The 12,671-nt window shown below is 68.3% G+C and carries 3 protein-coding genes; 1 reads left to right on the top strand and 2 read right to left on the bottom strand.

Features of this window, described 5'->3' with window-relative positions:
• Positions 1–40 precede the first annotated feature (40 nt).
• Complete coding sequence (locus ACIOFR_RS41100; RefSeq protein ID WP_401005785.1) at positions 41–385, bottom strand: hypothetical protein; 345 nt, start codon at positions 383–385, stop codon at positions 41–43.
• A gap of 918 nt (positions 386–1,303) precedes the next feature.
• Here ACIOFR_RS41100 and ACIOFR_RS41095 point away from each other — a divergent pair.
• Complete coding sequence (locus tag ACIOFR_RS41095; protein WP_401005783.1) at positions 1,304–11,503, top strand: LamG-like jellyroll fold domain-containing protein; 10,200 nt, start codon at positions 1,304–1,306, stop codon at positions 11,501–11,503.
• A 685-nt stretch (positions 11,504–12,188) separates the two neighbouring features.
• On the opposite strand, the gene ACIOFR_RS41090 is transcribed toward ACIOFR_RS41095, so the two are convergent.
• Positions 12,189–12,461 carry a hypothetical protein gene (locus ACIOFR_RS41090; RefSeq protein ID WP_401005781.1) on the bottom strand — a complete coding sequence of 91 codons (273 nt, stop codon included), beginning with the start codon at positions 12,459–12,461 and terminating at the stop codon, positions 12,189–12,191.
• Positions 12,462–12,671: the final 210 nt, after the last annotated feature.

Genomic DNA, 12,671 nt, shown 5'->3' with positions numbered 1-12,671 from the left:
GCCGAACTCGGCCAGTGCATGCAGCGTAGTCATCCGCAGATCATTCCAGCCGCTCTGCCGGAGCGTCCACGTCATATTTCGGGAGCCATCCGAGCATCCCGTCGCATGACCTGACCACCTTCTCCGCCTGCACCCATCCAGCAGCGTCCTGGAGCACACTTGACTCCTTAGCTCCGTGAGATGTCTTGATGCGGTGACCGAGGAAGCTCTCCTCCAAGGTCGACCCCGGATGCAGTAGCCGCACCCGGTCGTTCAGCGCCTGGTGCGCCACACGCGCGATTTCGGTCTCGCTGTGAAGACGCACCTTCAGCATGGCGACCTTCAGACAAGCCGTCGCCACACCCCCCAGGGTCGTCAGCGCAGCTGCGACAAGGACCGGTTCCACCGCTTCTCCGCGTTCGTCTCGATCGCTGGACGCCGCTCCTCGGCCTCACAGTCAATAGGAGTGCCCGCTGGGGCCCGGCATGTGACATCGGGCAGGTGAGGGCCTGTTCGGCGGTGTCGGTGAGGCCTTCCGTCAGGCGCTGTGCCGGTCTGCGCAGTCGGTGTTCGTACCCTGTTCCGCGTGCCACGCCGGGGGCGGCGCGCGTGGCCGTCGCGGTTCGGCCGCAGTCCGTGTTCCCCGGTGGGGTCCGGCCGTGTTGGGGCCGCCTGGTTGTCGGCCAGGGCGGCGACAAGGCCGGCCCCGGCTCGGGCTGGAATGGCGTGCGTTATGTGACCGGCCGGTAGTTTTCTGATTGATGTTCACGGTTGAACATGTGCGTTATGAATGGCTGCGCATAGTAATCGGTCGGTTTGTCTGTGTGATTGCTGACACTTTCCTGTGAAATTGGTGGATCTTGTCTTTCGCCCGGTGTTCGGGGTCCGGTAGAAATTGGCGGATCTCTTTGGAAGTCCGGGTGGAGCCCAAGTGTTGACGTACCGTCGTGCCATCTCCCTGCTCGTCTGTGTGAGCCTCGCCGTGCTCGGTGTAGCCGACGGTGCGAGTGCCGCCGAGCGGTGGGCCGGGCGAGGTGACTCCACCGCTGTCGCCCCAGGTGAGTTGCCCAAGCAGCGTGGTGGTGGTGCCGATGGTCGCTCGCACGGGGCGACCGCGGGTGACACGGATGCCGAGGCGGCCGGCGGTCGCCAGGGGCACGAGGCGGCCCGCGGCGAGCTGCCCGAGGACGACACGTCGTCAGCGTCGGGACCGCTCACCGGAAAGCCGTCCGCGCTTCCCGTGCCGGCAACCGAGAAGGTGCCGTCACCGCCGGCACCGAAGATATCCAGTGACGGGTTCGATGCGGCGAAGAGTGCGGAACTGGTGACGCAGCGCGGTGAGCGTCAGCGCACCTTCCAGAACGCCAACGGAACGTTCACCACCCGGTACTACCCGACGCCCGTGAATTTCCGGCGGGCTGACGGCTCGTGGGCCGCCATCGACACCAGTCTGGTTCCCGCGGGTCGTGCCTCACTCGGCCGGGCCGCCCCCACCCAGGACGGCTGGACCACCACGTCGGGGGAGCGGGAGGTGAAGCTCGCGGCCGCCGCCGACGGCGACCCGCTGGTCACCCTCGACCTCGGCGACGGCGCCTTTGTCGCGTACGGGGTGCAGGGAGCCGCCCACGTGCAGGGCAACGTCGAGGGCAGCACCGTCACCTACTCCGCGGTCCTGCCCAAGGCGGACCTCTCGCTGCAGGCCGGCAGCGATTCATTCAAGGAGACGCTGGTCCTGGGCGATGCCTCCGCGCCCGCCGAGTGGGTGTTCCCGATGCGGCTGAAGGGCGTTTCGGCGTCGGTCGACGCCGGCGGGGCGCTGGTGTTCACCGATGCCGCGGGCGCGGTTCGCGGTCGGATGCCGTCGGGTTGGATGGAGGACTCCAGGCAGGCCCCGAACTCGGGTGGTCAGGGTGTCGTCTCCGGCGGGGTCCGGTACGAACTGGTGCAGGCCGGCGGCGGGCAGGCGCTGCGGATGGTGTTGGACGAGGCGTGGCTGAAGGCGCCGGAGCGTGTCTTCCCGGTCAAGGTCGACCCGTCGGTGTACTCGGCGAAGGCGGTCCAGGGCACCTATGTGATGTCGGGGGTGAACGCCGACTTCTCCTCCGACTCGCTGCTGAAGGTGGGCACCTACGACGGCGGCTCGAGCAAGGCGGCGTCGTTCCTGAAGTTCACCGGTGTCGAGAACACCCTGCGCAACGCCACCGTGCTGGGCGTCAACCTGGCGCTGTACAACAACTGGTCGGCGTCGTGCAACGCCCGTCCGGTCACCGTTCACCCGATCACCTCGGACTGGTCGCAGGGCTCGGTGCGCACCTGGCCCGGCCCGTCGGTGGGCAGCGCGCTGGTCTCCGACAGCTTCGCCTACGGCTGGCGGCCGGGGACGGGCAACTGGGTCTGCGCGCCGAACTGGAGGTCCATCAACCTCGGTGAGGCGGGCCGCAATCTGGTCAACAGCTGGACGCACGGCTGGCAGGCCAACTACGGCCTGGCGGTGAAGGCGGACGACCGGGACTCCAACGCCTGGAAGAAGTTCGACAGCGAGAACAACTCCACCACCGCCCCGAGCCTGGACGTCACCTGGTCCAAGTACGGCGCCGACTACGCGCTGGACGGCTGGGTGCAGCCGGTGACCGCGACGCAGGAGGGCATCTTCCGCATCCGCGCGTGGAACCGCGGTCAGGAGACCTGGACGCCGGGCAACAGCTACAAGATGTCGTACCTGCTGTTCGACCAGTGGGGCAACAACATCACCAACTACGGCACGAACATCGCGTGGACGTCGGTGCCCGCGGACGTGCCCCCGGGCGGCGGCACGACGTTCGACGCGCACATCCGATCGCTTCCGCAAGGCACGTACACCGTTGCGTGGACGATGGACGACTACCAGCACAGCAACTTCTACATGGACAACGGCATCGCGCCGCCCACCATCCGCTTCTCGTCCGTCAACATGCCGCCCGTGCTGACGAAGCTGGCGCCGCCCTCGCACTCGGTGGTCCAGCAGCTGCAGCCGACGCTGACCGCGCAGGGAACGGACCCGGACCGCTCGCCGCGGCCCACCGTCGACTACCGTTTCGAGGTCTGCCGGGTCGCCGGTGAGGACGCGCGGGTGGGCTGCCAGCAGTCCGCGTGGCAGCCGTCGTCCGCGTTCGTGGTGCCCGAGGGCTGGCTGAACTGGAACGAGCAGTACGCCTGGTACGCGGAGGCCGGCGACGGCGAGAGCGCGAGCGCGAAGTCGCAGCCCTCGTACCTGCGGACCCTGCTGCCGCAGCCCGCGCAGTACAGCACCGCGGCCGACGCGGGCCGTGACTTCAACGCGGCGGTCGGCAACTACACCAACGCGGCGACCGACGCGGCGCTGCCGACGGTCGGCCCCGAGCTGTCCGTCACCCGCAGCTTCAACTCCCTGGACCCCCGCGTCGACGGCGCGTTCGGCGCGGGCTGGACCAGCCGCTGGGACATGCGGATCCAGGTCGAGTCCAGCTCCTGGCTGTCCCTGCCCGGCAACGTCGTCCTGACCGCGTCCAACGGCTCACGAGCCCGCTTCGCCTGGGACACCGCGAAGAGCGCCTACATCGCGGGCAGCGGCATGGCCGCCGACCTACGCAAGGCGGACGGCGGCGGCTGGACGCTGACCGACCGTACCGGGACCGTGCACACCTTCGACTCCTCCGGTCACCTGGTGAAGGTCACCGACGGCGCCGGCCACGCGCAGGAGCTCACCTACAGCGGCGGCCGGCTGAGCCGAGCGAAGGACCTTCTGTCCGGCCGCTACCTGGACTTCGCCTGGACCGGAGCCCACGTCACCTCCGTCACCGCCTCCGGCGCGACCGGCTCCTGGAGCTATCTCTACACCGGCGACCGCCTGGCCAAGGTCTGCCCGCCGGGCGTGGCCACCACCGCCGACAAGGGCTGCACCGCCTACGAGTACGGCACCGGCTCGCGCTACCAGAGCGCCGTGCAGGACGCCGCACCGATCGGATACTGGCGCCTCGGCGAGAGCGAGGGCTCGGCCGCCGCCAACAACGCCCGGGTGACCGACCGCGCGCCCGCCCAGACCGTCGACGTCACCTGGGGCGCCGACGGCCCGCTGGGCGGCTCCGCCGACAAGGCGGCCTCCTTCAACGGCCGCTCCTCCTACCTGGAACTGCCGACCAGGACGATCAGCGGCTCCACCCAGCGCTCGGTCGAACTCTGGTTCAAGACCGCCGGCCCCGGCGTCATCCTGACCTACCAGAACCAGGCGATGGCCGAGCCGCCCAACAACGTCGTCCCGACCGTCTACGTCGACGCCAACGGCAAGCTGAACGGACAGTTCAACGGCTCGGGCGGGATCATCACCTCCGCCGGCACCGTCAACGACGACGCCTGGCACCACGTCCTGCTGTCCTCCGCCCAGACCAGCACCGCCCTGTACCTCGACGGCCAGAAGGTCGGCGTCACCAGCGGCGCGATCAACCACCTCGACATGGACCGCACCTACCTGGGTGGAGGATTCCTCGGCACCTGGCAGAACGGCGCGATGACCTGGTTCAACGGCCAGATCGACGAGGTCGCCGTCTACGACTACCCCGTGACCGACCAGGTCGCGGCCGAGCACTTCGCCCTGCGCGGCGGCACCGCCCAGCTCACCAAGGTAGTCCTGCCCTCCGGCCGGACCAGCGCCCAGGTCGGCTACGACGCCACGAGCGACCGGGTCAACTCCGTCAAGGACGGCGCCGCCAACGAGTGGAAGGTCTCCGCACCCGGCTACACCGGTGGATCCTTCCTCTACAACAACGCCGTCACCGCCAACGGGCCCGCCGCGTACTGGCGGCTCGGCGAGCGAGACGGCGCCGTCGCCGTGAGCGAGACGGGCACCGGTCTGGCGGGCGGCTACGGGGACGGCGTCACCAGGCTCGCCCCCGGCGTGTTCTCCCCGACCGACGACACCGCCGCCCGCTTCGACGGCAGCGCCCGCGCGCAGGTGGAACTCCCCGAGAGCGTCCTGCACGCATCCAAGGACCTCGCCGTCGAGCTGTGGTTCAACACCACCAAGCCGGGCGTGCTGCTCGGCGACCAGAGCCGCGCGGTCGACGACCCGGCCGGCCCGACAGGCACCTGGACCCCGATCCTGTACGTCGGCAGCGACAACAAACTGTGGGGCCGCTTCTTCGGCGCCGCCGGCAGCACCGCCTCGCCCGGCAGCGTCGCCGACGGCACCTGGCACCACGTCGTGCTCTCGGTCGCCGGCACCCAGCAGACCCTCTACTTGGACGGCACACAGGTCGGCGTCCAGAGCGGCGCCGTCGACCACCAGCAGAACGTCCACACCTACCTCGGCGCCGGCTTCGCCCAGGGCTGGCCGTCCGGCCCGGCCGACGTCAGCCACTTCACCGGCACCATCGATGAGGCCGCCGTCTACCAGCACCCGCTGACCGCCGCCGACGCCCTCGCCCACTACCGAGCCCGCAGCGCGCAGGTCGCGGGCCAGGGCATCGGCTACCGCGGCTCCGTCGTCGCCGACGCGCCCGCCGGCTTCTGGCGCGCGGACGAGACCTCCGGCACCACCGCGGCCAGCGAGGTCGCCGGAATCAAGGGCAACGGCACCTACTCCGCCGGTGTCCAGATCGGCAAGGAGGGCGTCTTCGGCGTCGGCGACGGCCGCGCCGCCCAGTTCACCGGCAGCGCCGACTCCTACCTCGACCTGCCCACACCGATCCTGCAGAGCGGTACCGAGATCGCCGCCGAACTCTGGTTCCGCACCGCCGGACCGGGCGTGCTGCTGTCCCTGCAGAGCGAACCCATGGGCTCCCCGCCGTACAACGTGGTCCCGGCGCTCTACGTCGGCTCGGACGGCAAACTGCGCGGCATGTTCTACGGCGCGAGCGCCAACCAGCCGATCGCCTCCGGCGGCTTGGTCACCGACAACACCTGGCACCACGCCGTGCTCAGCGCCGCAGGGGGCACCCAGTCCCTGTACCTCGACGGCGCCCTGGTCGGCACGGTCACCGGCACCGTCAACCACCTCAACATGAACCGCACCTACCTGGGCGGCGGCTACACCGGCTCCATGCCCGGCGGCAACGGCGGCTCGTCCTGGCTCAACGGCCAGATCGACGAGGTCGCGTTCTACCAGCACCCGCTCACCGCCGAACGCGCCGCCGCGCACCACCAGGCACGCTCCCTGTCCTCCGCCACCGCACTGGCCTCCAAGGTCACCGTCACCGACCCGGCGGGCGGCGTGTCCACCGACGTGCACGACGCCCAGCGCGGCATGCGCCTGATCTCACGCACCGACACCACCGGCGCCACCACCACGTACGCGTACGACACCGGCGGCTTCCTGCACACCGTCATCGACCCCAACGGGCACTCGACGATCACCGGTCAGGACGCCCGCGGCAACACCGTCTCCCAGACCACCTGCCGCGACGCCAATTCCTGCTGGACCAGCTACACCTCCTACTACCTGAACAAGGACAACGCCAAGGACCCGCGCAACGACAAGCCGACCGAGACCCGCGACGCCCGCTCCTCGGGACCCGCGGACAACCGTTACCGCACCACGATCGGCTACACCGCGCTCGGCCTGCCCGAGACCACCACTCTCGCCGACGGCCGAACCACCCGCACCACCTACACCGCCGGCACCGAACCCGCCACGGGCGGCGGCATCACCCCGGCCGGCCTGGTCGCCACCCAGGCCACCGCGTCCGGCGCCACCACCGTCTACGCCTACTTCGCCTCCGGCGACCTGGCGTCCACCACCGCACCGTCGGGCCTGCGCACCACCTACGGCTACGACGCGATGGGCCGCAAGACCACCGAGACCCAGTTCTCCGACGCCCAGCCCGGCGGCGTCAGCACCGTCATCGAGTACGACTCGCTCTCCCGCGAGACCGCCGTCACCGGAGTGCGCACCACCGACCCTGTGTCGGGCACCGCGCACCAGGCGAAGACCACCCGTGGCTTCGACGAGGACGGCCGCCTGCTGTCCTCCACCGTCGCCGACCTGGTCGGCGGCGACACCGCCCGCACCACCGGCACCACCTACGACCCGCTCGGCCGCACCGCGACGACCACCGACGCCGAAGGCGGCGTCACCACCTACGGGTACGACGCGCTCAGCCGCACCACCTCGGTCAGCGACCCGCTCGGCCAGATCACCCGCTTCACCTACACCCCGCGCGGTCAGCTCGCCACCACCCTCGTCGAGGGCTGGAACGGCGACGGCCAGGCACCGCGCACCCTGACCGCCGAGTCCAGGGCCTACGACCCGGCCGGACGCCTGGCCTCCGTCACCGACGCGATGGGCTCCACCACCGCCTACACGTACTTCGACGACGGCCTGACCGCCACCGTCACCGCGCAGTCCGTCACCCAGGCCGACGGCACCGCACACCCGATCGTCCTGCAGCGCAACGAGTACGACGGCGCCGGCCACCTCACCCGGCAGACCGCCGGAGGCGGCCGCACCACCACCGAGTTCACCGTCGACGCCACCGGCCGCACCACCCGCACCGTCCTGGACCCTGGCGGCCTCGACCGGACCACCACCGTCGGCTACGACGCCGACGACCGCGTCACCTCCACCACCAGCAAGGTCAGCGCCACCGAGAACCAGGTCGCCACCGCGGTCTACGACACCGCCGGTCGCCAGACCCGCAGTGAGCTCACCTCCTCCGCCGGCGGACCGACGGCCCGGACCACCTACGGCTACGACCAGCGGGGCCTGGTCACCACCTCCACGTCGCCCAACGGCAACGCCCCCGGAGCGGACCCGGCCGCCTACACCACCACCTACCAGTACGACCAGCTCGGCCGGCTCACCAGCACCGTGCTGCCCACCGTCCAGGCCGAGAGCGCCGGCGCCGCCCCGGCGGCCGTCCACCCGACCGCCACGAGGGGCTACAACACCTTCGGCGAGCCGGTCACCAACAAGGACGCGCTCGGCAAGGTCACCACCGCCACCACCGACCGCCTCGGCCGCGTCACCGAGACCCGCCTGCCCGACTACACCCCGCCGGGCGCCACCACCGCGCTCACCGCCGTCGCCCGCACCGAGTACGACAAGCTGTCCCGCGTCACCGCCAGCTCCGACGCGGCCGGCCGCAAGACCACCTTCGGCTACGATCGCCTCGGCCACCAGACCCAGCGCATCGACCCCAACTCCATCGGCAGCCTCCAGCCGCCCATCGACGGCAACCCGCCGACCTGGGCCTCGACCTGGACCCCGACCGGCCTGCAACTGTCCGTCACCAACCCCGTCGGCGGCCGCACCGAAGCCACCTACGACGAACTCGGCCGCAACCTGACCGCCACCCTCGTCGAACGCAAACCCACCCTGCAGAACCTCACCGCCCGCACCACCTGGGACGACGCCGGCAACCAGACCGCGCAGAGCAGCGCCGGCGGCAGCACCACCACCGCCACCCACAACACCGCCGGACAGCCCGTCACCACCACCGACCCGGCCGGCCGGACCAGCAAACTCGACTACGACGCCCTCGGCCGCACCGTGAAGACCACCGCCCCACTCGGCGAAGCGGCCACCATCGGCTACGACGCCCTCGGCAACCCGAACCGCACCACCGACCTCGACCCCGCCGGCACCGCGCTGCGCACGAGGGAGAGCGGCTACGACCTCGAGGGCCGGCCGCTCACCACCAAGAGCCCGGCCACCGGCGCCACGACCACGTTGACCTACGACGCGCTGGGCCGCCTCGCGGCTCGGGCCGAACCGGTCGCCCCCGGGCAGTCCATCACGACCGCCTTCGGCTACGACGCGGCGGGCAACCGCACCCGCCTCACCGACGGCAGGGGCAACACCACCACGTACACCTTCACCCCGTGGGGCCTGCCGGAGTCCACCGTCGAGCCCGCCACCACCGCCCACCCGGCGGCCGCGGACCGCACCTGGACCACCGGCTACGACGTCGCCGGCCAGGCGGTCAAGCTCACCGAACCCGGCGGCATCGTCCGTACCCGCACCTTCGACCCGATGGGCCGCCTCACCAAGGAGACCGGCACCGGCGCCGAGGCCGCCACCGACAACCGCACCCTGCGCTACGACAAGGCCGGCCGCCTGGTCGCCGCCAACGGCGCCGGCTCCAGCTCCCAGGACTTCACCTACAACGACCGCGACCAGCTCATCGAGGCCACCGTCTCCGGCATCGACCAGTCCTGGGAGTACGACAAGGACGGCCGCATGACCGACCGCTGGGACTCCTCCACCGGCTGGGCCACCTTCGGCTACAAGGCCGACGGCCGACTCGCCTGGAGCGAGGACCAGCTGACCGGCTCCCAGCTCTGGTACGGCTACGACGGCGACGGCCGGCTCAAGACCCAGAACTACGTCACCCGCGACCCCGCCGCCCCCGCCACCTGGAAGACCACCTCCAGCCGCTACCTCACCTACGACACCCTCGGCCGCCTCGCCACCGACACGCTCGCCCAGGAAGACACTCAGGGCACCCCGGTCACCGGCACCGCCTACGAGTACGACCTCGACGACCGCCTCACCCGCAAGACCATCACCGGCAAGCCCGGCGACCCCGCCGACGACAACACCTACACCTACGACCAGGCAAACCGCCTCACCTCCTGGACCAGCGGCATCGGCACCACCCCCTACGAATGGGACGCCGCCGGCAACCGCACCCGCAACGGCCAGGGCGTCTCCACCTACGACCAGCGCAACCGCCTCCTCGCCGACGGCACCAGCACCTACCGCTACACCGCCCGCGGCACCCTCGCCGCAACCACCACCGCAGGAACCGAACAGACCCAGAAGTACGACGCCTTCGACCGCCTGACCAACGACGGCCAGACCACCTACACCTACGACGGCCTCGACCGCATGACCAAGCGGGGAAACACCACCTTCTCCTACGACGGCGGCACCAACAACCTCATCACCGACGGCACCTGGCGCTACGCCCGCGACGCCTCGGGCACAGTCACGGGCGCCGCCGACGCGGCCGGCCCCAAGCGGATCCGCACCGACCAGCACACCGACGTCACCGCCACCCTCAACACCGCCGGCACCGCCGTCGGCTCCAGCACCACCTACGACCCCTTCGGCAAGCCCGTCACCCGCACCGGCACCAACGCCAGCCTCGGCTACCAGAGCGGCTGGACCGACCCCGCCAACGGCGACGTCAACATGCACGCCCGCTGGTACCAGCCCGGCACCGGCAGCTTCACCAGCCGCGACAGCTGGCAGCTCGACCCCTCGGGCGATTCCATGCAGGCCAACCGGTACCTCTACAGCGGTGGCGACCCACTCAACCGAACGGACCCCGCCGGACACTTCGCGCCAAGTCCTGGCGGATCCAGAAATCTCGCGCCGGGACCGTACATGCAAGGTAAGACGATTCCTGCGCCAGGCCTCGGACAGATTTTGGCTGGTGGATTCCGGGTGGCCCGCAGAAGCGGTGTTGGAACCGCACTTCAGGTCTTCCTGAACGGCGTCTCTTCCACCATGTATCAGGAGAAGACCTGCGTTTCGAATCCCGAGCTCTGCCCTGAGCTGAAGCCATGGGAGAAAAACCAGTACTACGGCTACATTCATTTCGATGGGCGGGTTCCAAATACCACTCCGGACAATCCTGAGCCAGGTATCTGCAAGGCCAACTGCACCCCCACGTGCAAGGTCAACTGCGGTGCCACGTGCAGGGTCGACTGTGGCACCAGAAACCCGGTGCGGCCTGACAATCCGAACAGGCCGCCGGTCGACCCCCGCCCGAACCAGGACCGCGCCAAGCCGCTGCCGGACTGGACAGCGCCGAACTTCGCAAAGCTCCTTGAAACCATCACCAAAACCTACGGCGTTGAAGAGCTGCTCCAACTCCTGACTGGCAGTGCCGCCAGCCTCACTCCAAACCAGGCGGCCCAGACACACAACGCTCCCGGAGCGAACCCCGGTGGTGGCACGCGCACGGGATCCCCGCGCAGCTGCCTGGACAGACGGCCAGCCACTGCCGAGAACGACTCCAAGGACGGAACTCAGGGATGGGGATGGATCAACTACTGGGATATGGAGCAGGTCGAGGGAACCACGCAGGACCGTCCTACTGGAGCCGAGGCCTGCCTGACCGGGACACCGAGCGGTAGTCGTGGAACCCACGCAAGTGGCAACATAACGGGCTGGCAAGAGGCCCGTGATATCGCCGAGAACGCTGGATTCGATCTCGACTCGAATCCTCTGGCCCGATGCCACTTCATCGCTCGAGAGTTCGGAGGAAGCGGGACCAACGCAAAGAACCTGGCCCCCTGCTGGCAGCGCGGCACAAACACTGGTGAACTAAACTCCATGCGAGAGTTTGAGATACATGTCGGGGATGCCATGAGGGACGGGCAGGTCGTCGACTATACTGTCATTCCGGTCTATGACACATCTAGGAGTAAGATCCCGCTCGGGTTTTCGATGATGGCATATGGCCAGTATTCGGATGGGTCCCCTGGGATGATGGAGTACAGCTGGGTGGAGAACTCGAAGTATGCACCCGGAACTCGAAATATAGTTGAGCTCGGACGGTAGCGGACGGCTCTCGGTTTAAGTTCGATTTAAAGCCCGTGATTATCCTAGGAGGGGTCCATTGAATCGCACGGTTGAGCGAATCGTTGAAATTCTCGGAGTTCCGGATTATCGGCCGATTGGGGTTCCCTGGGGGTGCTCGCAGAGGGATGTCGGTGTCGAATTCCCCTGCGACTATCGAAATCTAATTGATCTTTACGGGTCATTTAGGGTATTCGATGAGCTCTCGGTATGGTCTCCGACCCTCAAGCCGAACTCGCCAGGCGCCCCGGTCGGATTCGAGGGGTTTATCGATAAGAGTGCAATTGTGGGGAGGGATCTCAGATACGCCTACGGTCATCGATCTGACGGTCAGCCGTATCGGACATTTCCAGCCCCTGGGGGATTGCTTTCCTGGGGTAACAACAGTAGGGGGGATCACTGTTTTTGGCTAATGGAAGGTGGGGATCCTGACAATTGGCCGGTGGTGGTCTGGTATCAAGATCTCGAACAGTGGGACAGGCGCGACTGCGGGATGGCGGAATTCCTTTTGACTGTTCTAGTCGGCGATTATTCGTTGGCTGATGAACTTGCCTCGTTTGGAAACTCGCCGATATTTACTCGACAGAAGGACTGGTCCGGATCGGCGAATTAGAGGTGGATTAATTCTCGCGATTATCGGCCTGTGGTCGATGGCGGTCGCTAAAATTCACTCCGGAATTACCGAGTGTCGATCGGAATCCTGCGGGCCTGCCTCGGGCGCCAGCTGCAGGCTAGCCCGCTTCAGTGCACTATACGCGGCATGAAGACTTTCCTCGGGGATGGAAGTCCAGTAGTGATGCTCAGTAATTTTGGCCCGGATTTCAAGCTGCACTCTGCGGGTTTCAAGGTCCTCCATGGCTTCGGCCCACATTGCTCGGCGCGCCGAGTTGTACTCCCTCTGGAGGTCGATGAGGTCGTCCGGAAAATTCGGCTCAGTCATGCCCTAAGGATATAAATCGTACGAATGCTTGTCCAGGTTGATCTGAACCGCCCCGGGTTCGGTGGAGACTCGAAATCGTGTAAGGATTCGAGTCATGGCACGTCCCTCCTCCTACCAGGGCGGCGTCGTTCTGGCGATCCGTCCGGTTTGGTCATGTGATGCCGAGGGTGGTCAGTGGTCGAGTGGCGTCTCGGCTGTGTTTGCGCAGGC

Origin of the sequence: Kitasatospora sp. NPDC088346 (assembly GCF_044740765.1) — a bacterium.
Taxonomy (GTDB): domain Bacteria; phylum Actinomycetota; class Actinomycetes; order Streptomycetales; family Streptomycetaceae; genus Kitasatospora.
This window is presented reverse-complemented; position numbering and strand designations above follow the sequence as displayed.